This window comes from Bacillus sp. FSL R5-0512, from assembly GCF_038593295.1.
Classification (GTDB): Bacteria; Bacillota; Bacilli; order Bacillales; family Bacillaceae; genus Bacillus; species Bacillus safensis.
Genome location: NZ_CP151982.1, coordinates 1,299,309 through 1,320,037 on the forward strand (window position 1 = coordinate 1,299,309; position 20,729 = coordinate 1,320,037).

Genomic DNA, 20,729 nt, shown 5'->3' on the forward strand with positions numbered 1-20,729 from the left:
CTATATGGCTTGTTTTTTCTATTTAAATTTTCTTACAACTATTGAATGCGGTATCATTTTGCCGATATATAAATTAAGGTGTGAAAGTAGATGTAGGGGTGATGAGATGTTTAAGAAACTTCAAGTGAGAATAGCTGTTTTCATCTCAGTTATTTTAATTTTAACCGTCGTGGCTGTTCAAGTGGGTTCCAACTTAGTGTTAAGACCACTGATTGAACGAGATGCAAAAACCACCGCAGCAGCAACGGCAAAAAGCATGAAAGACATTATTACAGAAAAGCTTGATAATTACGGCAATACAATTAATAAACTCGCAACAAGTACAATGACTGAAGAATTTGCGCGAAAACAAACCAAGCAAACATTGGCTTTTGAAAACGATGAACTAAAAAACATGCAGGAACAGGATAAACTCATTTCGTTTGCCTATATAGGTACAAGTGACGGAAAAATGTTCGGCTTTCCGGAGTTCGATCTTGGCGAAGGGTATGATCCATCGAAACAAGGCTGGTTTAAACAAGCAGCCGAAAAGCCTGATCAGGTCGTTTGGACAGATCCATATATTGATGAAGCAACGAAAAAAATGATTGTCTCAGCCACGAAGGCGATTGTCAAAGATGGAAAGGTCATTGGAGTCGCTGGACTTGATTTGAAGCTGTCCTCCATTCAAACGTATATAAATGAACAAGAGATTCCTTATAAGGGGACCGCTTTCTTAGTTGATGGCACAGGCACCCTTTTGGCGCATCCAACAGAGCAAGGAAAAAACATATCAAAGGTCGCTTCTGTGAAAAAAGCGCTTGACAACTCAGGTGTTGATGACAGCAAAGAACTGACGGTCCTATCTAAAATCAAAGAAGCCGATTGGACGGTTGGTGTCAGCTTTGAGAAAAGTAAACTGCTTTGGATCACAGAAAAAATGAATCAGACAAGTATCATTATATCCGTCATTGCCATTATTCTTGCGATGATCCTCAGCTTCTTATTGGCAAGAAGCATTACAACGCCAATCAAGCGTCTAATAGAGCACGCTCGTAAGGTGTCGGAAGGCGATTTAACAAGCACGCTTGAAACGAAGTCCCAAGATGAAATTGGTTTCCTCACGAAAAGCTTCAATCAAATGACCGAGGATATCAGGGAGTTAATTGAAAAAGTGAAAGGGGCTTCAGATCAAGTTGTGAAATCAGCGGATGAAGTGACGCACATTTCAAATGAGACCTTGCTTTCTAGCGAACAGATTGCAACGGCCATTCAAGAGGTGGCAACAGGAGCGTCTAAGCAGGCATCAGATGCAGAAACAATTAATGAGAAATCAGAGCATTTGTATGAGAAAGTGCGTCATATGGGTGAGCTTGCCACGCAAATGCAAACCAACTCAAAATCATCTGAAGATGCAAGCTATAAAGGACTTGACGCACTTGGTGTGCTCGTCCAAAAATCAACACAAGCGAACGAAGAATCGAAAAAGGTAGAGCAAATGCTGCTAGACCTTGAGCATAAAACGAAAAATATTGAAAACGTCGTGACTGCTATTTCTGAAATCTCGGATCAAACGAATTTACTTGCACTGAATGCAAGCATTGAAGCAGCGAGAGCAGGAGAAAGTGGACGAGGATTTGCTGTAGTTGCAGAAGAAGTGAGAAAGCTTGCTGAACAATCTGCGCAGTCAACAAAACACATTAGTGAAACCGTCAAACTCATTCAAGATGAATCGAAGAAGGCGGCTGAAGCGATGACAACAGCAAGTAAAATGAATGAGGAACAAGGTGCCGCCATCAATGCAACAGGTGAGGCACTCAGCAGCATCACAATGGAAATGCAGGCACTTGTCGGTTCAATCGACAGCATTCATACACAGATCAATGAAATGACAGAAGAACAGCAGAAGATGAGTGACTCGATTCAAAGCATTGCTGCCATTTCAGAAGAATCTGCTGCCTCAGCTGAGGAAGTGCATGCGTCTACAGATGAACAAGTTCAAGCGTTAGAAAGAACGAAAACTTCAACTGAAATGCTGAACGAATCAAGCCAGGCACTGCGTCAGGCGGTTGACCGATTTAAGGTGTAATGAGCGGAAAGGAACCTTGCGATGTGAGCAAGGTTCTTTTTGTATGATAAAATAAACGAGAGGAGGTGTTGACATGGATGTCAATCTAACTGGAAAAAAAGCATTGGTGGCTGCAAGCAGTCAAGGTATCGGAAAAGCGATTGCCTTTGCTCTAGCAAAAGAAGGAGCAGATGTGATGCTCTCGGGAAGACATGAACAGAAGCTGAAAGAAACAGTCAACGAGCTGTCTCCGCTTGTTAAAGGACAGCTGACTTATCAAGTATGTGATGTATCTGACGCCGGGCAAATCAAGGCGCTTGTACAAGCGGCGGCCGGTGATGAGAAGTGTCTAGACATTCTTGTGAACAATACAGGCGGGCCAAAAACAGGGACGCTCGACACCTTAACAGATGAAGATTGGATCGAATCATTTCAGCTTCATTTACTCAGCTATATTCGATTATTAAAAGAGGCATTGCCTTATTTGAAAAAACGCGGCGCACGTGTGTTAAATATTGCGTCAATGTCAGTGAAAGAACCGATACCGGGCTTAATGCTGTCGAATACATTTAGACCTGCCATTGCCGGCTGGACAAAAACAGCCGCTCAGGAGCTTGCAAAGGATGGCATTTTGATCAATACGTTAGCACCGGGAAAAATTGAAACAGACCGTGTGAAACAGCTGGAAAAGCACCGAGCACAAAGAGAGAATCAAACGGTTGAAGAAATCAAAGCACAGGCTGAACGAGCGATCCCTCTTGGCCGTTACGGACAGCCAGAGGAATTTGCAGCATATGCAGTGTTTCTTTTATCTGAAGCCAATACATATATGACAGGTCAAACACTGATCATTGATGGTGGATTGACAAAGTCTCTTTAAGGAGGAACAAGTGATGGCACAAATCAAAACAGTTGGTTTTATAGGAATCGGTGTAATGGGACGCAGTATGGCAGGGCATTTAATGGATGCAGGCTATGAAGTTATCGTTTATACAAGAACGAAAGCAAAAGCAGACGCATTGATTCAAAAAGGGGCTTTATGGAAGCCGGCAGTAAAAGAGATTGCAGAAAGTGCAGATGCCGTCATCACAATGGTGGGATATCCATCGGATGTAGAAGAGATCTATTTAGGTGAAGATGGGCTTGTGGCACATGCCGCTCCAGGTACATATCTCATTGATATGACGACATCGAAGCCTCAGCTTGCAAAAGAAATTGAGCTGAAAGCGAAGGAAAGAGGTGTATATGCATTAGATGCACCTGTATCAGGCGGAGACATAGGAGCCCAAAATGGCACGCTGGCCATTATGATCGGCGGAGAAAGGTCAGCCTATGAAGCCTGTCTGCCACTATTTGAGCAAATGGGTGAAAACATTCAATATCAAGGACCGGCAGGAAGCGGTCAGCATACAAAAATGTGTAACCAAATTGCCATTGCAGCGGGGATGGTCGGTGTCGCAGAGGCAATGGCCTATGCCGAAAAATCAGGGCTTGATCCAGAGCAGGTGCTCAAAAGCATCACAACAGGTGCAGCCGGCAGCTGGTCCTTGTCAAATCTTGCACCAAGAATGCTGAAAGGCGATTTCGAGCCAGGGTTTTATGTGAAACATTTTATCAAGGATATGGGCATTGCACTTGAAGAAGCAGAGCTGATGGGGGAAGAAATGCCAGGGCTCTCACTTGCGAAGTCACTTTATGAAAAGCTGAGCGAACAGGGTGAAGAAAACAGCGGGACCCAGAGCATCTATAAATTATGGGTCAAATAAATAAACTGCCCCGCCTAGGTGGAATAGTTTGCAGCTTTAAACAAACTCTCAAAACAAACTAAAAACCTGTCCCACATAGGGACAGGTTTTTTTGATATTATTTTCCGATGAATTGCTGAGTCCAGTAGTTGCCAGATTTCACATAACCAACACCGATATGTGTATAGCTTTTGTTTAAAATGTTCGCTCTGTGGCCCTCACTGTTCATCCATGCTGTCACAACTTCTTGAGGGGATCTTTGACCTTGGGCAATGTTTTCACCTGCTGATTTGTAAGTGATACCGAATTGCTTCATTTGATCAAATGGAGATCCATAAGTTGGGCTTGTATGAGAGAAATAGTTTTTATCTTTCATATCTTGAGATTTTGCACGAGCAGATTTGCTTAATTTAGAATCAACAGAAAGTGCCTTTAAGCCTTGTTTTGCACGCTCTTTATTTGTCAGCTCAACCACTTCTTTTTCAAATGCATTTAAGCTGCTGTCTGCTTTTGATGCCGCTGTGTCTTTTTGGTCAGCTTTAGTGTTGCTGTTTGTGTTTTCTTTTGCTGGAGTGCTTGGCTTAGAAGCAGTTGGTTTTTTCACTGATTCTTGTTTTTGTTCTTGTTTTGCTTTGTTTACTTCTTTCACTACTTTTGTTCCAGTAACAGGTTGACCGCTTTTGATCAGTTTGTTTAATAGAGCTTCGATCTCTTTTTGATTCGACTTGCTTAGCTTATTTACATCTGAAGAGATATGTAATTTTGCTGCTAGTGTATGAAGATCAATGGCTTGATGCTGTACATTTATTACTTGTTTCAGGTTAAGCTCCTTCGCATCAGCTGAATGTCCTCCAGTGAATGTGATGAGTGCAGCAGCTGTCAGCGCTGAAAAAAAGAATGATTTCTTCTTCATATTGTAACTCCTCCTAAAATCTTTGTTTTGTTTTCTCACAAAAAATCATAACATGGACTTTTTGTTATAAACGTACCAGCATCCTCCATTGACAATGCCAGTTTGTCATTTTTGTTAAAGTCATCGTAAGAGCCGCTTCATATCAAAGGATAGGGAATTCTTCCATTTAAAGAAAACGACATAAACATACCAATATTTTAAAGTGTTAGTATATTTTTTTGCAGATTAGGGATTGACAGCTTTTTTTCACTCGTTTCGCTGTAACAACTATTACAAAAGTGTTACAATAATGAGTGGTAATTGTAAAAGATTGAAAAGGATGAGAGGAGCTACATAAGTGGGAGAGAAACAGCATCAAGGTGCTACCGAGCAAAAAAGAATGAAGCGCCGGAACGCCTGGAGAATTAATCTCTTTTTCTTCGCTGTATTTAGTTTATTTGCTGGACTTGTGATCAAGCTTGGTGTGCTGCAAATCGTCAATGGTGAAGATTATAAAAAGCAAGCCAACCGAACAGAGGTCAAAACAGCATCATACCCGTCTCCAAGAGGAAAAATGTATGACGCGAGAGGAAGAGTCGTCGTTGATAACGAAAGTGTGCCTGCCATCGTTTATACATCAGAAAGCGGTGTGAAAGCGGAGGATAAGATTAAGGTAGCAAGAAAACTTGCGACTTATATAAAAATGGATACTGATTTTTTGAGAGAGCGTGACATTCGGGATTTTTGGCTGGCGAGCCATCCGAAAGAAGCGGATAAACTCATTTCAAAAGCGGAGAAAAAAGATATCGATGCAAAGGATGTCTATCCGCTTCAAGTAGAGCGTGTCCCAAAGAAAGAAGTCAAGGCTATCGAAAAGGATGCAGAGGAAAAAGCTGTTGCAGCGATCTACCGTAGATTTACAGGCGGATATGCCTTTGAGCCCCAAATCGTGAAGGCAATGGACCCAAACGAAGAGAAAAAAGGGGACGAAAAAGTGGCTTTACTCGATGAAACGAAAGAATCAAAACAGACTTCATCCGTGAGTTTGACATATGAAGAGATTTCACTTGTCTCAGAGCATCTTGATGAACTGCCTGGTGTGAACGTCATCAACGACTGGACAAGAAAATATCCGTATGAAAAGACCCTTTATAATGTACTTGGCGGTGTGACGACACCAGAGCAAGGAATTATTAAAGAACGTGAAGATTACTATATGGCAAGAGGCTACTCGCGAAATGACCGGGTAGGGAAGAGCTATTTAGAATATCAGTACGAGGATTTTCTAAATCCAGAGAAAGCGACCGTTCAATATACACAGGTTGGCGGGAAGCTGCTCGATGAAATCAAGCGGACAGAAGGACGAAGAGGACTTGATCTTGCGCTGACATTTGATATGGAGCTGCAAAAGGAAGTCGACAAAATTGTTGAATCAGAGCTTAGATCTGCCAGCGCGAGAAACTATATGATGGATCGTGCCTTTGTCGTCATGATGGACCCTCACACAGGGGATGTTCTCGCCATGTCGGGCAAGAAAATGGACGGCAGAGACGTTACAGATTATGCGATCGGAACATTTACGACCCAGTACGAAATGGGCTCTGTTGTCAAAGGAGCCACAGTACTTGGCGGTTATCAGGACGGGATGTCACACAACCAAGCCTATATGGATACACCGCTCTATTTTGCAGGAAGTAATGGAAAGGCGAAACAGTCTTACAAAGTTCTTGGATGGGTTAACGACATTCAGGCACTCCAAAAAAGTTCCAACGTCTACATGTTCCAAGTAGCGATGAGAATGGCGGGCATCACCTATCAAAAGGATGGTCCGTTACCTGCAAGGCCTGAGCACTTACAAAAAATGAGAAACTACTATGCGCAATTCGGTCTTGGCGTGAAAACGGGGATCGATCTGCCGCAGGAATCAAGCGGGATGCAGACGCATCCTAAGACGGTCGGCGGACTCTTGCTTGATGAAGCAATTGGTCAGTATGACACGTATACACCGCTTCAAGTGGCGCAATACATGTCGACGATCGCCAATGGAGGCAGCCGTATTCAGCCAAGAGTAGTGAAAAGTGTTCATCTTCCAACGAAGAATGATGAAGTAGGCCCAGTCGTAAAAAAATATGAGCCGAAGGTGCTGAATACGATTAACAACTCGAAAGCAGATATTGACCGCGTAAAAACGGGACTGAAAATGGTCACATCAACAGGCGGAACTGCCGCTGGCCGGTTTGGTCAGCATGATGTCGCAGGAAAAACGGGTACAGCACAAACCTTCTACTATGGCGCCAACCGCAGCTGGTGGGGAAATTCAACATACAACTTAACCTTTGGAGGATATTATCCTTCTTCTAATCCAGAGGTAGCCTTTAGTGTCGTGACACCTTATGTTTCAGATAAAGATCCTGTCATCAAAAACATCCCAAGTAAAATTGTGGATAAGTACGTTGAATTGCAAAAGAAATATGAAAAACAATAAACCGCAGGGAGCACAGCAGCAGAAAGTGCTCCCTTTTTGCTGAATTTATGGACGTTTCCCTCGATGACAGAAGGAAAATACGGGTTTTCTAGCGAATCTTTTTTATACATCAATCTAAGGACAACCCTAAAAAATGAAAAGGAGGGTCGGACGACGATGGAACAACAAATGAAAGATTCGAATCAATTGTATTCGAACATCGATTTACATGCCGTTCTTTCTTCTAATGGCCGCTTTCTCTACATTTCTTCCAACTGTAAGCAGCTTTTGCTCTATGAACAAAAGGATTTACTAGGGTGTTTTTTGAAAGACTTTGTTCATGCCGAAGATCAATTTCTCGTCGAAAGTTATTTTTACAATCAGCACATGCTAGAGGTTTGCCACTTTAGACTGCTAAGAAGTGATCTGACAGCTGTATGGATTGAAGCAAGCATTGATTTTGTTGCTTGTGATGGGTTAGATAGCGAAGTAAGTAGAGAAATGATCCTGAAAATGAGGGTGCTGGATACTGAGCCCCAAAAAGCAGCATTTCAAACAACATCAAAAGTAGCAGAACAGTCGTTAGGCAGTCTGCCGGCTTTCCAAAATGTCAGTGAAGCTGAACAATTGATTGCCATGCTGCCAAATCCGTTATGTATTACGACATTAGGGAAAATCGTGTATGCGAATGATGCGATGCTGCAATTAATGGGGGTAAGTGCAAGAGATGACATGATCGGCAAGTCCGCGTTTGATTTTATTGCTGAAGAGTACCATGACATTGTCAGAAGCCGAATAACAAGGCTGCAGCAAGGCCTTCCAGTCGGAATGATTGAACAAATATGGAAGCGTCAAGATGGGAGCAGTATTCATATTGAGGTAAAGTCATCACCGACGATTTATCAAAATCAGCGGGCAGAGCTTTTGCTGCTCGTGGACATCTCATCCCGTAAAAAATTCCAAACCGTTCTTCAAAAAAGCCGGGAGAGGTATCAGCTGCTCATTCAAAACTCCATTGATACGATTGCAGTCATCCATGATCACAAGTGGGTATTTATGAATGAATCAGGCATTAAATTATTTGAAGCCGAGCATTACGATAAATTAATAGGTAAGGATATCTTTCATCAAATCCATTCCTGTGATCAGCAAAAGGTCAAAAAGAGCTTATCACGTATTATTGAAAGAGCATCAGATTCCGAGATTGTCACGATGAGCTGTCATACGTTTAAACATAAGCTGATTTATACAGAAATGGTCTGTATCCCAACTACATTTTTTGGAGAAACAGCGGTTCAAATTATTTTAAGAGATATCTCCGAACGTAAACAGACAGAAGAGCTCATGCTCCGCTCAGAAAAATTATCGATCGCAGGTCAATTGGCGGCTGGCATTGCACATGAAATCAGAAATCCATTGACCGCCATCAAAGGCTTTTTACAGCTCATTAAACCGAAAACAAAAGACCGCGATCAATACTTCGAGATTGTTTTCTCTGAGCTGAGCCGAATAGAAATTATCTTGAGTGAGCTGCTAATGCTGGCGAAACCGCAGCAAACGTCCTCAATGCAGACGCTTGATTTGAAAAAAATCATCAGCGAAGTCACAGCCTTGTTAGAAACACAAGCGAACTTAAATGGCATTTTAATGAACACAAGTGAGATAGAGGAAGGTCTCCTGATGAACGGGGATCAAAATCAGCTCAAGCAAGTGTTTATCAATTTAATCAAAAATGCCGTAGAATCCATGCCGGACGGAGGAAAGGTAGACATCACAGCCAAAGCAGAAGGTGATGGAATACTTGTCACCATTCGTGATGAAGGGGTTGGCATTCCTGAATCGGTAATGAAGCGGATTGGAGAGCCCTTTTTAACCACAAAGGAAAAAGGAACCGGACTTGGCCTCATGGTCACATTTAATATTTTAGAAAATCATAACGGGACGATCCGTGTGGATAGTCAGCCTGAAAAGGGCACCGTATTTCACATCATGTTTCCTGCAAAATAAAAACAACGGCAAGAGAGCCGTTGTTTCAATCTAGCGAATGAATGGAACGTTTTTCAAGTACAAATTGTTCTAGCCGGTCAAGTCCTTCTTTCAGCGTTTCAAGTGAATAAGCATAAGACAGGCGCACGTACCCTTCGCCGAGTGGAGAGAAGGCTGAGCCTGGTACGACCGCAAGTCTTGTACTTTCTAACAGCTCCATGCAAAAATCAAAGGAACTCATCCCAAACGATTCAATGGATGGAAAAATATAAAAAGCGCCAGAAGGTTTAATTACCGGAAGCCCCATAGAAATGAGCCGATCATATACATAATCGAGTCTTTTCTTATATTGCTCTCTCATGATCAGTGCATCATCCACACCATTTGTCACAGCTTCAAGTGCCGCCTTTTGTGAGACAGCCGAGGCACAAGACACGTTATATTGATGTACTTTTAATACATGTTTAGCAATTGGAGCTGAAGTAAATAAAAATCCAATTCTCCATCCAGTCATGCTATGAGATTTAGACAGTCCATTGATGACAATGGTCTGTTCTTTTAAGAAAGAGGCAATTGAATGATGCGGCCGGTCAAATGTCAGCTCGCTGTAGATTTCATCGGATAAAATAAAGATGTCTTTTCCTTCAAGGAGCTGGGCAATTTCTTTCGATTCTTCTTCTGAAAGCGTGACACCAGTCGGGTTTGAAGGGTAAGGAAGAACCACACACTTTGTCTTTTCCGTTAACGCATCCTCAATCAGCTTGGCATTCAATTTAAAGCCGGCATTCGTTGTGTCAATATGTACGGGCATGGCACCGCACATTCGAATGATCGGTTCATATCCGGGGTATACAGGTCCAGGTAAAATGACCTCATCGCCTTCTGTTAAAATGGTTCGAAACGCAGCATCAATTGCTTGACTTGCACCTGTCGTCACAATGATTTCTGACTCTGCATTATAATCAAGATTCACTTTCTTCTTGATATAATGCTGGATCGCTTGTCTTAGCTCTAGGAAACCAGCATTGTGAGTGTATGAGGTGAAATTCTCGTCAATGGCTGCTTTGGCAGCTGTTTTGACATGATGCGGCGTATAAAAATCGGGCTGGCCTATCGTCAATGAAACGACATCCTCATATGACGATACGAGATTTGAAAATGTTCGAATGCCTGAAATTTCAATATCCTTTACTCTTGGATTCAGCAAATGCTCCATTTCTCATCACCTTAAAAATTTATGTTTTTATCCTATTTTACCATTCACTGCATAAATGTCACCTGCGAAAGGCACTGGATATCGTTATATGTAGTCTATTCTCCTATCCATCACCGCATGAGTGATATATTGAAGAAAGAGCAACATTTATTATAGCGTAACCTCAAGAGAAAATACAGGCTGTGATGAAGATGATTAGAAAACGGCAAAACTGCGTAAACTGAAAGAACATGAGAATCAGGGTCATGGGAATGGCTTTCATAGACATACGATCTCCTAAAGGAGGACGATAGATGGAACAATCAGCGAAGACATCGAAAATCGCGTTCCTATCCGTGCTGAGCAACACATTTGTGGTCATCTTAAAAATCATTGTGGGTCTTTTAACCGGATCTGTTGCGGTTTTATCAGAAGCCATTCATTCGTTTCTCGATTTAATGGCGTCGTTTATTGCATTTATTTCTGTTCGTATTTCAAGAAAGCCAGCAGATTCTAAACATCCTTATGGACATGGAAAAGTCGAAAATATTTCTGGAACGATTGAGACCCTGCTGATTTTCGTTGCTGGCATTTGGATTATATACGAATGTGTTCACAAATTAATGCATCCAGAGCCAGTCAAGCTGCCTGTGCTTGGTATTGTGGTCATGCTGCTAGGCGCGCTCATCAATTTTGTTGTATCGAGGGTTGTGAACAAAGAGGCTGAGCGAGTACATTCAGTTGCCATGAAATCAAATGCACTGCATCTTTTAACGGATGTGTTTACGTCATTAGGGGTGGCATTTAGTTTATTGCTTGTGGCATTAACCGACTGGTATTTCCTAGATCCGATCATTGGAATGGTTCTGGCCCTCTTTATTATGCGTGAAGCGTTTAAACTCATGAAGGAAGCCTTCCCGCCGCTTGTTGATGCTCGGTTAACACCAGAGGAAGAACAATCGATCGAAGCGATCATTCAAAGATTTAGTCAAGAATTTATTGAATATCATGACTTTCGAACAAGGCGGTCTGGTGCCGAGGAATATATTGATTTTCATTTGATTGTAGATGGAAAGACAACGATTGAAGATGTTCACCAATTATGTGATCGAATTGAAGAGAAGATTCAGCTGGAATTTCCGCATGCACAAATCTTTATTCATGTGGAACCTGAAAGTGAAAGAAGCGCACAAACGTAAAAAAGGCGATCAACCTATTCTCAGATTGTATCGCCTTTTTTTACGCTTCATCTATGAAATGAAATCAATATCCATAAGCAGTATCGTAGTCTTCATACCAAGAGATATAAGCTGTGTCATCATTTGACAAACCATGCTTCATATCTAAAAAATCAGCCTCGCAAATATCTTCAATTACAGTCATTTCGTTGTTCTTTAATAATACGACAGTTCCCATCATGAACACCTTTCTTTAAAAAAATCCTTGACTATTGTACCATTTGAAGAATCATTGTCAACAGAAGAATGGAAACAAGACGAAAATATCACAAAATGTTAAAAAATCAGGAGGTAAAAGAACTAGAAGTGCCATGTTTTTCACAAATTTTCAGTATTTATTCACATAAATCGCTTAGATCAAACTGATCTAAAATGTATGTAAAAGTGTAAAGCTCCATTGATCTTGCTATATTCATAGGATATAATAACGAATGATTATAAGAAATTTATAGAAAACATACATAATAAAGGAGAAATAGGATGGAAACCAACATAACAGAACCACACATTCAAGAAAAGAAGCATCCTGAGCTAGCAGGTGTAGGCTATCGTTTTCTTGCACACCTTTTGGACGGTATCATTATCGGTGTACCAATTGCATTTATCATGTTTATTTTGGCGTCAGTCTTTTTTATCTCAAGCCCAGAGGCAGCAATGATGATGGATGACGACAGTTATTACTATTCTTCAACCGTCATAACGGATGAGGAATGGGAAGCTATTATGGGACTGATCTTTTTCTATATAGGGGCAATCTTGATGGGTACCGTGGTGACATGGCTTTATTACACCATCATGGAATCATCAAAATTGCAAGGAACACTTGGAAAGATGGCTCTCGGTATCAAAGTAACAAAAGTCACAGGCGAAAAGGTCACATTCGGACGTGCAACTGGCCGCTTCTTTGCAAAAGGCTTTTTGTCTCCGATCTTATATATTGGCTATATCATTGCTTTTTTCACAGAAAAAAAACAAGCACTTCACGATTTGATTGCAAGTACCATTGTTGTGAAGAAATAATGAAAAAAGCACCTCTGCTATATGGTAAGAGGTGCTTTTTTTCATAGATCGCTTGTATGGATGAGGGAAACAGCACATAAAATAGAATGATAGTGAAAATGAGGCAGGGAAGGGAGACAATCGATTGAGAACAGGAAAAAAAACCGCACAGAAAAAAGGGGCAGGCTTTGGGCTGTTTTTGACAGCACCTGTGTTAGCCTGGGCGTTGTATGATTTTGCAAATACGATCTTTTCATCAAACATGATCACCATTTTCTTCCCGTTTTACTTACAGGAAACGATCGGGGACAGTGCGAGAATGGACCAGATCGCCAGCACCTTTATTTCTTATGCAAACGCACTAGCCAGCTTTTTTCTCGTCATTTTTACACCTTTATACGGAGTGCTGATTGATCGTACAGGAAAAAAGAAACGCTACATTACGGTGTTTACGTTCATATGTATTGCTTGTACGCTTTTGATGGGGATTTTTGCTGGGATTGATTTCTCAAGTGAATGGTTTGGGCTGCCTGTTTCTTTATTGGTCGTGGTCACCTTGTTTGTGATCGCAAAGTTTTTTTATCATTCTAGTCTTGTTTTCTATGACACCATTTTGCCCGATCTTGGGACAAAGGAAGAAATCCCGCTTATTTCAGGATTTGGTATCGCCGTTGGCTATTTAGGAACACTTGTCGGCCTCTCTGTTTATTTACTTGTCGGCAATGACCAGTTTCATGAAGCATTTATTCCGACAGCTCTTTTATTCCTTCTCTTTTTTCTACCCTTTCTCTTTTTTGTAAAAGATCCTCATCCGCTGCCTCAGCGAGAGAAAAAGGCGTCTTTTTTCAGCGGGTATAAAGAGATTATTCACACGTTTAAAGAGATGAAAAAGTACAAGCCAGCTTTTATCTTTATGATTGCTTTCTTTTTTATGAATGATGCTTTACAAACAGCGATTGCGATGATGGCTGTTTATGCCAAAATCATCATTGGCTTTACCGCTGGGCAATTTATTTTGCTCTATCTTGTGTCGACCATTTCAAGTATCATTGGCTCCTTTCTGTTTGGATATATCACAAAAGCGATAGGGGCAAAGCGATCGATTACAGTTGTGTATGTCATTTTGATTGTGGCGCTGATTCTGGCTGTGACAGCGGCAACCGAATGGGTCTTCTGGATAGCGGGCAGTTTATTCGGGATTTCACTTGGCGCAAGCTGGGGGGCATCACGAATCTTGATTATTGAACTGACACCGAAGGAAAAAAGGGGACAGTTTTTTGGCCTCTTTGCATTCTCAGGGAAGGTATCTTCCATTATCGGGCCGATCATTTATGGCTCAGTTACCCTGCTGTTTGCAGAGCACGGAAATCTCGCAAGCCGCCTTGCACTAGGGTCTTTGCTCATCCTTGCAGCGATAGGACTTGTGATTCATCAATTCGTTCGAGAGAAAGCGTAAAGAAACGTCAACTTTTTACCTATGCTGCCGATATAAAAAGTACAATCTTATATTGAAGAATAGAGGGATTTCCGTGGCTTTAAACAAACAAGAAATTTTACTTGACTCTGGTACCAATGAATTGGAAATTGTGAAGTTTGAAATTGGTGCAAATCAATTCGGCATTAACGTCATGAAAGTAAGAGAAATCATTCAGCCGGTTGAGGTGACGGTTGTACCGCACTCTCACCAAGATGTAGAAGGGATGATTAGTTTACGAGGCGAGATTTTACCAGTCATCAATCTATTTTCCTTTTTTAATGTCGAGTCAGATCAGTCAGAACAAGAGAAATATATTGTGACTGAATTCAACCAACGGAAATTTGTGTTCCATACAGGAACGGTATCACAAATTCACCGCGTCAGCTGGGAAGAGATTGAGAAGCCGACTGCACTCAATCAAGGGATGGACCGTCATTTAACGGGCATCATTAAGCTTGATGAAAAAATGATTTTCCTTCCAGATTACGAAAAAATCATTTATGATATTGAATCCGCTTCTGGTGTTGATACGTATCATATGTTTGACGGTGAGAAAGACGAGAGAAGAACAGGGAAGAAGCTGTATGTCGTTGAAGATTCTCCGCTTCTCATGCGTTTATTAACAAATGAATTAACCGAAGCAGGCTATAAAAACATTGTGACCTTTGAAGATGGCAAACAGGCATATGATCATGTCATGGACCTTGTCAGCAAAGGAATCAGTGTCACAGAAGAAATTGATATGATTATTACGGATATTGAAATGCCTAAAATGGATGGCCACCGGCTAACAAAACTGCTGAAGGACAATCCTTTAACAAATTCCATTCCGATTCTTATTTTCTCTTCGTTAATCACTGAAGATTTGCGTCATAAAGGGGAAACGATCGGGGCAGATGATCAAATCAGTAAACCAGAAATTCATCAGCTGATTGAAAAAGTCGATCATTTTATTATCTAAACAAAAAACCACTCGGTATGAGTGGTTTTTTGTTGTTTAAAAATAACTTTCCCCGAGACGTTTGAAGACGGGCTTTGTGTAATGTGATTTTTGTTTTGTGGCGGCAGGTTTTTCTTTTAAACCGACATACGTTTGAAGTATTTGCTTTGCTCGGTTTAATGACATATTCGCTTTCGGATTGCGATATGATTGATTTAAATTTCCTAAGTGTGGCAAAAATTCGAAGTCTTCTTTCGTTGGTGGCAGGTGAAAATAATAATCTCCAATTTCAATCAGCACGTCGGACTGTTGTTGACTATACTTGGGATTGTTAGAGAAATGTAGGCCCACTTTTCTTCCTTTACCTTCTTGCAATAGTTTTTGCAGCGCGCGTTTTTTCAAAAGATAAAGAAACTTGGGGTTTGGTGCGGTTTTAGCATGGCGGTTAACAGTATAAATGGCTTTTGCGATGTTTTCTGCTGTAGGTTCTATGTCTTTAGTATGAGCATAATCGTCCATTTTTTCTCTCCTTTGTCTTTCGTCTTCCTGTGCTTAGTATAAATTATACGTTTTTATTAGTAAATTGCAAATAGAGTTATTGTAAAAAGAAAACCTTTGGTATAAAGGGATTAGGGAGGGTTGAAAATTTTGTGTTTTAGAATCCCCCCAAACATCCCCCAAATTATAAATTCATAGCCTCTGCAAAAACTTCAACTGATTCTATTTCTAATTCTTCAAAGGTATGGCTATATATATCATTAATCATTTGAGGGTTGTTCCCAAGACGATCAGCTATGAATTTGACTGGTATTCTTTTGCTTATCAGTATAGTCGCATGAGTATGTCGTAAACTGTGAACGGTAAATTTTTAGATTAGATTGACAGCATAAAGGAGATGTTAGAGGAACAGTCTCGAAAAGCGTTAAAACAAGTAAAGCTTTTGTCCATAAATGGATAGGGGCTTTAACTGGATAAACTTGGTTATTCGGTTAGTTAAAACGTGATATGATTGTAAAAAGGAGGTAATATCATGACATTCAAAAAAGCGTTCAATATAGGTTATTTTGTTTTGCTTTTATCTTTTATTGTCGTATATTTCTTGCTTCCAGTCGATCAATTATTTACAGCAATTATGATCCTAACCGTATTATTTGGAGTTTATCAATTTGTGATTTTCAAGAAACTAAAAGAACAAAAACAGCAATAAAAAATGCCCTAGTCTGCATTCGTCGAGGGCATTGAAATTTAAGCCATTCTCATTGCTTGTATTTTCAATAGTTATTTATGATGGGTTTAAACACCCTCTTCATTTTAGCAAACACACTATCTGTCATCAGTTTTCTTCTACCCGTTTAATCTGAAGAGAATCAGTCTGTTTTAATTTTCTATATGCTAAAGGTGTCGTATTTTTTATTCTTTTAAACAAATTGATAAAATAGCTTGTGCTGTTGAAACCTACTTGGTAGGCGATTTCTGTGATATTGAGATCCGTTTCTTGGAGCAGGATGAGGCTTTGCTGAATTCTATATTCATTTACATAATGCATAGGTGATTTCTTTAAAATGTCTTTGAAGGATCTGCAGCATTCTGAGCGGCTAAGCTGACCTGCACGAGCGATATCTTGGAGAAGGATCTTTTCATGATAATGCTGATGAATCCAATTCAGCATGTGTTTCATCCGTTCATTTTTATCGTGTTTACGCGCATCATGTTTCATTTGGAAGCCATTTTGTAATAAGCTTTTCCAAATGGTGATGAGCTGAATATTGAGTTCAAGTTCATAATAGACTGGAGTTTCATCAATTAATTGTTGAATGGTTTGAATACATTGATAAATCTGCTTTGGCCAGTGATCTTTTCGGTTGAGTAAAATATAAGGTGTCTGGCTCGCATGCATATAAGGATGGACAAAAGTGGTGAATAATTCATTCGCTGTGATGAAAGAGGGAGAGACATTTAAACAAACATAAGTACATGCCGTCCCATTCGCATCTTTTACCATGTGCAGGCAGCCACTATTGATGAAAATGCCATCTCCTTGCTTTACATATAATGTCTCTTCATTAATATGAAATTCAGCCTCACCCTCTAAAATAAAGACAAATTGAAACTCGTCATGCCAGTGAAGAGGAATATAGCCGCTTCTATGATGACGAATTTTCGTATGATAAAGAGCAATAGGCCATGTTGTCGTGGAATGCTCCGTTAATTCTTTCAGGTTGTAGTCAATCAGAAAATGATGGTTGTGCATGATTCTCCTCAATATTCTTTTATTTTTATGTTCAATTCATATATCAATATGTAACAAATTGAACTACTATCAACTATATTATCATGATTTGTTGAGAATTGAGGAGAATGAAAATGAATAGGAGAAAGGGCATTTTACTTGTACTCATAGGCGCCATCTGCTGGGGTGTAGGAGGAACGATTTCACAAAAATTGTTTCAGCAATATGGGATTGATGTCGATTGGCTTGTGACGGTCCGGCTGCTCATCTCAGGGGGATTGCTTTTATTTGTTCATGTGATGACAAAAGAAAAAACACATCTGATGGGTGTGTGGCAAAAGAAGAGGACAGCGATACAAATCCTTCTATTTGGGCTAATGGGGATGCTGTCTGTTCAATATACGTATATGGCATCCATTCAACATGGAAATGCTGCTGTGGCAACGCTGCTGCAGTATACTGCCCCTGTTATGATTATCGTGTATTTGGTCATTCGCAGGCAATCAACCTTCACTAGAAGAGATCTGGTCACAGTGGTATTGGCTTTAGCGGGTATGTTTTTCTTATTGACGAATGGTTCTATTTCAACATTAACCGTTCCATTTGCGGCAGTGATTTGGGGAATATTATCGGCTGTGGCGCTCTCGTTTTATACGTTATATCCAATTAACCTGTTAAAACAATTCGACTCTCTAGTGATTGTCGGCTGGGCAATGCTGATAGGAGGAGGCGCCCTTAGCTTGATCCATCCCCCATGGAAGGTTAATCTCACTCATTTACCTTTTGAAGCGTATGTCTATTTATTATTTGTGGTCATATTTGGAACGATGATCGCTTTTTGGTTTTACATAGAAAGTTTGCAATACTTATCACCAAAAGAGTCGAGCTTAATTGGAAGTGTTGAGCCCCTTGCAGCAGTCGTTACGACTGTTTTCTGGTTAAAAGAGCCATTCGGACTTTTCCAATGGATAGGGACAGCTTGTATTGTCTATATGATTTTATTCTTGGCATTGTATCAGCCGAAAAATGAGGGGGAGGGGTGTTGAACAATAGAAGGAATGATAAGAAGAATTGACTGAATGAAATATAAATAAAGTGAACTATTAGTTCATGATAACTACCTATTTATTAAAATGGGTAGTTTCTCAAATGATATTTTTTTATATGATGTAAGCAGATGAATTATTTTGTATGAATAGAATAAGCGCAATAAAAACAACCATTAAAGTCAGTTTCATTCGTCATTTGTTTGGCTTCACCCATGGCGCTTTCCCCATTCATATGCATGCCAATCAATGTACGGCTTGCAGCATCACCTAAAAATGCACAATCTTCTGTATGTACAACAAACTGTCCCTGTTCATTCTTTGTATGAATAAAATAGTAACTTTTTAGCATTTCCTTCACCTCCAACCTGACTATCCTACTATAAAACGTTTAATGATGTAAAGGAATTTTATTGTGAAAAACAAGAAAAAATGGATCAACAAAACAAAACGAGAGGTGCTAAAAGGATGGAGGCGTTAGTAAAGCGAGGTATATGTGATTTATTTATGCATGCTTCAAACAGATTCTATGGGCAGAGGAAATGACATGAAGGATGTTTCAGCCATGCAAAAAGGACTTTCCTGAAAAGAAAGTCCTTTTTGCTATTTACTTATTGAACTCCCTGACCCTTTAGTTCACGCTGCACGTCTAAGTCGGCAGCTTCTCTGCTGAACTTTGGCAGTGTAATGAAGTAAAAAAGGAAGACGAGTAAAATAATAAAGCCCATTCCGTAATAAATATAAGAAACATTTGTAATGAGTTTTGGAAATAATACAGCAATCAGACCTAATGTCATCGATTGAGCAAACATAGTGAGCGGATCAACCCATCCTGACACACGGCCCATCAGGCGAGGGTGGACGATTCTAGGCAGCCAGCCGCCAATGACAATGTTGACTGGGCCAATGCATGTACCAATGACAAATGATGTGACATAAAACAACCATAATGTATGGGTAGAGCCAAGGACAAAAATCAAAATACCTGCGACCAGAATTGGAATCGACATGAGATATTGCATCTTTACCTTTTTAGCGAGGACAGAGCCCATTAAGCTTCCAACGAGCAGACCTGCACCAATCGCAATGGTAAAGAAGGATGTATGCAGTTCAAAATGGTCCGGTGAAAGTCCATATTTCATTGTAAACATCGGAAGAACGGCAAATGCGCCATTGACAAGACCGAAAACAAAAAAGCCAAAAATTAAAGAAGCCAATAATTTGTTTTTTAAAATATACAGAATGCCTTCTTTAAAATCTTTCAGAGACGTTTTGATGGTCATGCCTCTCCAGCCAGCTTGTCCATTTGGCTGGCGCGCTTCAATTGGAATGTTACATGAACGAATCAGGATGCCTGAAATAATAAAGCTGACTAAATCAATTGTAATGGCACCGTGAAGTCCAATCGTTTTATACATAATGGCACCAATACCAACGCCAAATACCATAAATAAACTAAACAGCATTTGATTTAAGCCAGCGGCTTTTGCATATTGATCTTTATTTAAAATGGCCTGAACGAGAGAAGCTTCAGCTGGATAGAAGAATTTCGTAATGGCACTTCGAATAAACAAGATCAAGAAAATAAGTGGCAGTGAATTAAAATAAATAACGATGAATAATACAATCGTCAGCCCAGCTCGTATCCAATCACAATTCTCTGCGACTTTTTTACGATCAAAACGGTCTGCGACTACACCGACCATAAAAAAGACAAAGACGGTAGGAAGAGAATACATGAGCTCAGCCAATGTGGCGTATGCGGGCTGATGACTAAAATGGTCGAGCAAATAAAAGGCAAACGCCATATTGCCTACTGTTGTCCCCATTTGCGAAGCAAGTGCTGCAAAAAAGAGACGAACAAAATTTCTGTTTTTAAAAATATCCATAAATACGCTCCTTAACCTGAAGATCCCACTTTATATCATATAAAATTTTAACCATTCGTACAATTGATTTCATCTACTGGCTAATGGTCACAGGTGTTCCATTTGGAACGAGTGAAGCAAGCTCGATGACATTCTGATTATACATGCGAATGCATCCTCTAGAAACAGCTTTACCAATTGAAGACGGGTTATTCGTACCGTGAATGCCGTAATGAATTTTTGAGAGGCTCAGCCAATAAGCGCCAAAGGGACCTCCTGGGTTTGGCTGTCTGTTGACAATATAATAAGAACCTGTCGGTGTCATATTTAAAATTTTCCCTGTTGCAATCGGATACGAACGAATAAGCTGTGATCCAGAAAACAAAACGAGACGTTTCGTTGAAATCGAAACAAAAATGCGGTAAGGGATCGTATTAGGATCCGGCAAACCAGGAATGATAATGACCTCATTTTGTTCGGGCTCGCGAGCTTGAAGTGACGGATTTGCAGCCTTTAAGGCATTTGTTGTAGTTCGAAAATCAAGTGCTATAGAAGCAAGGGATTCTCCACTTTTCACCGTGTATCGAAGCACCAAAGCACAC

Annotated in this window: 19 protein-coding genes and 1 pseudogene; 11 read left to right on the plus strand and 9 right to left on the minus strand. The window is 40.4% G+C overall.

Going from position 1 to position 20,729, the window contains the following annotated elements:
- Positions 1–106 precede the first annotated feature (106 nt).
- From NSQ25_RS06600 to NSQ25_RS06610, 3 genes are all read left to right on the plus strand, one after another.
- Positions 107–2,068 (plus strand): methyl-accepting chemotaxis protein, encoded by a 1,962-nt coding sequence (locus tag NSQ25_RS06600; RefSeq protein ID WP_326136502.1) that lies wholly within the window; start codon positions 107–109, stop codon positions 2,066–2,068.
- A 73-nt stretch (positions 2,069–2,141) separates the two neighbouring features.
- Positions 2,142–2,927, plus strand: a complete 786-nt coding sequence (locus NSQ25_RS06605) for an SDR family oxidoreductase (RefSeq protein ID WP_144496611.1) — start codon at positions 2,142–2,144, stop codon at positions 2,925–2,927.
- Between the two features lie 13 nt (positions 2,928–2,940).
- The gene (locus NSQ25_RS06610; protein WP_326136500.1) at positions 2,941–3,813 is read left to right on the plus strand and encodes an NAD(P)-dependent oxidoreductase; all 873 of its coding nucleotides are present in this window, start codon (positions 2,941–2,943) and stop codon (positions 3,811–3,813) included.
- A gap of 97 nt (positions 3,814–3,910) precedes the next feature.
- On the opposite strand, the gene NSQ25_RS06615 is transcribed toward NSQ25_RS06610, so the two are convergent.
- The gene (locus tag NSQ25_RS06615; RefSeq protein ID WP_061109766.1) at positions 3,911–4,705 is read right to left on the minus strand and encodes a CAP domain-containing protein; all 795 of its coding nucleotides are present in this window, start codon (positions 4,703–4,705) and stop codon (positions 3,911–3,913) included.
- A gap of 337 nt (positions 4,706–5,042) precedes the next feature.
- Here NSQ25_RS06615 and NSQ25_RS06620 point away from each other — a divergent pair, with 337 nt between their 5' ends.
- Positions 5,043–7,169 carry a penicillin-binding protein 2 gene (locus NSQ25_RS06620; protein WP_326136499.1) on the plus strand — a complete coding sequence of 709 codons (2,127 nt, stop codon included), beginning with the start codon at positions 5,043–5,045 and terminating at the stop codon, positions 7,167–7,169.
- A gap of 156 nt (positions 7,170–7,325) precedes the next feature.
- Entirely contained in the window at positions 7,326–9,155 is a 1,830-nt protein-coding gene (locus NSQ25_RS06625; protein ID WP_326136498.1) for a PAS domain-containing protein, read from the plus strand.
- A 25-nt stretch (positions 9,156–9,180) separates the two neighbouring features.
- Here the strand turns inward: NSQ25_RS06625 and NSQ25_RS06630 are convergent, their stop codons facing one another.
- Positions 9,181–10,350 (minus strand): aminotransferase A, encoded by a 1,170-nt coding sequence (locus tag NSQ25_RS06630; protein WP_326136496.1) that lies wholly within the window; start codon positions 10,348–10,350, stop codon positions 9,181–9,183.
- 293 nt (positions 10,351–10,643) lie between these two features.
- On the opposite strand from NSQ25_RS06630, the gene NSQ25_RS06635 reads away from it, so the two are divergent.
- Positions 10,644–11,528, plus strand: coding sequence for a cation diffusion facilitator family transporter (locus tag NSQ25_RS06635; protein ID WP_326136494.1), 885 nt, complete (start codon positions 10,644–10,646; stop codon positions 11,526–11,528).
- A 64-nt stretch (positions 11,529–11,592) separates the two neighbouring features.
- Here NSQ25_RS06635 and NSQ25_RS06640 read toward each other — a convergent pair whose 3' ends face one another.
- Entirely contained in the window at positions 11,593–11,745 is a 153-nt protein-coding gene (locus NSQ25_RS06640) for a hypothetical protein (RefSeq protein ID WP_162842519.1), read from the minus strand.
- A 302-nt stretch (positions 11,746–12,047) separates the two neighbouring features.
- On the opposite strand from NSQ25_RS06640, the gene NSQ25_RS06645 reads away from it, so the two are divergent.
- The 3 genes from NSQ25_RS06645 to NSQ25_RS06655 all read left to right on the plus strand — a co-directional run bounded on the left by NSQ25_RS06645 (position 12,048) and on the right by NSQ25_RS06655 (position 15,004).
- Entirely contained in the window at positions 12,048–12,587 is a 540-nt protein-coding gene (locus tag NSQ25_RS06645) for an RDD family protein (protein ID WP_081124325.1), read from the plus strand.
- Positions 12,588–12,711: 124 nt separating this feature from the next.
- Positions 12,712–14,022: an MFS transporter gene (locus NSQ25_RS06650; protein WP_034281575.1), complete on the plus strand. Its 1,311-nt coding sequence runs from the start codon at positions 12,712–12,714 to the stop codon at positions 14,020–14,022.
- 73 nt (positions 14,023–14,095) lie between these two features.
- A complete protein-coding gene (locus NSQ25_RS06655) occupies positions 14,096–15,004 on the plus strand; it encodes a chemotaxis protein (RefSeq protein WP_024424709.1) in 909 nt (302 codons plus the stop codon).
- A 36-nt stretch (positions 15,005–15,040) separates the two neighbouring features.
- Here NSQ25_RS06655 and NSQ25_RS06660 read toward each other — a convergent pair whose 3' ends face one another.
- Both NSQ25_RS06660 and NSQ25_RS06665 read right to left on the minus strand, forming a co-directional pair.
- The gene (locus NSQ25_RS06660; protein WP_008356877.1) at positions 15,041–15,502 is read right to left on the minus strand and encodes a YkyB family protein; all 462 of its coding nucleotides are present in this window, start codon (positions 15,500–15,502) and stop codon (positions 15,041–15,043) included.
- Between the two features lie 163 nt (positions 15,503–15,665).
- A pseudogene (locus tag NSQ25_RS06665) lies at positions 15,666–15,836 on the minus strand (site-specific integrase); the annotation flags it as partial.
- Positions 15,837–16,013: 177 nt separating this feature from the next.
- Between NSQ25_RS06665 and NSQ25_RS06670 the strand changes: the two are divergent.
- A complete protein-coding gene (locus NSQ25_RS06670; RefSeq protein WP_169737552.1) occupies positions 16,014–16,190 on the plus strand; it encodes a hypothetical protein in 177 nt (58 codons plus the stop codon).
- Between the two features lie 126 nt (positions 16,191–16,316).
- On the opposite strand, the gene NSQ25_RS06675 is transcribed toward NSQ25_RS06670, so the two are convergent.
- The gene (locus NSQ25_RS06675; RefSeq protein ID WP_305933630.1) at positions 16,317–17,234 is read right to left on the minus strand and encodes an AraC family transcriptional regulator; all 918 of its coding nucleotides are present in this window, start codon (positions 17,232–17,234) and stop codon (positions 16,317–16,319) included.
- Between the two features lie 113 nt (positions 17,235–17,347).
- On the opposite strand from NSQ25_RS06675, the gene NSQ25_RS06680 reads away from it, so the two are divergent.
- On the plus strand, positions 17,348–18,259 hold the full coding sequence (locus NSQ25_RS06680; protein ID WP_326136493.1) for an EamA family transporter: 912 nt from the start codon (positions 17,348–17,350) through the stop codon (positions 18,257–18,259).
- Between the two features lie 136 nt (positions 18,260–18,395).
- On the opposite strand, the gene NSQ25_RS06685 is transcribed toward NSQ25_RS06680, so the two are convergent.
- From NSQ25_RS06685 to NSQ25_RS06695, 3 genes are all read right to left on the minus strand, one after another.
- Positions 18,396–18,611 carry a hypothetical protein gene (locus NSQ25_RS06685; protein WP_024424712.1) on the minus strand — a complete coding sequence of 72 codons (216 nt, stop codon included), beginning with the start codon at positions 18,609–18,611 and terminating at the stop codon, positions 18,396–18,398.
- A gap of 259 nt (positions 18,612–18,870) precedes the next feature.
- Positions 18,871–20,148, minus strand: a complete 1,278-nt coding sequence (locus tag NSQ25_RS06690; protein ID WP_034281582.1) for an MFS transporter — start codon at positions 20,146–20,148, stop codon at positions 18,871–18,873.
- A gap of 73 nt (positions 20,149–20,221) precedes the next feature.
- A complete protein-coding gene (locus NSQ25_RS06695) occupies positions 20,222–20,719 on the minus strand; it encodes a L,D-transpeptidase family protein (RefSeq protein ID WP_326136492.1) in 498 nt (165 codons plus the stop codon).
- Positions 20,720–20,729: the final 10 nt, after the last annotated feature.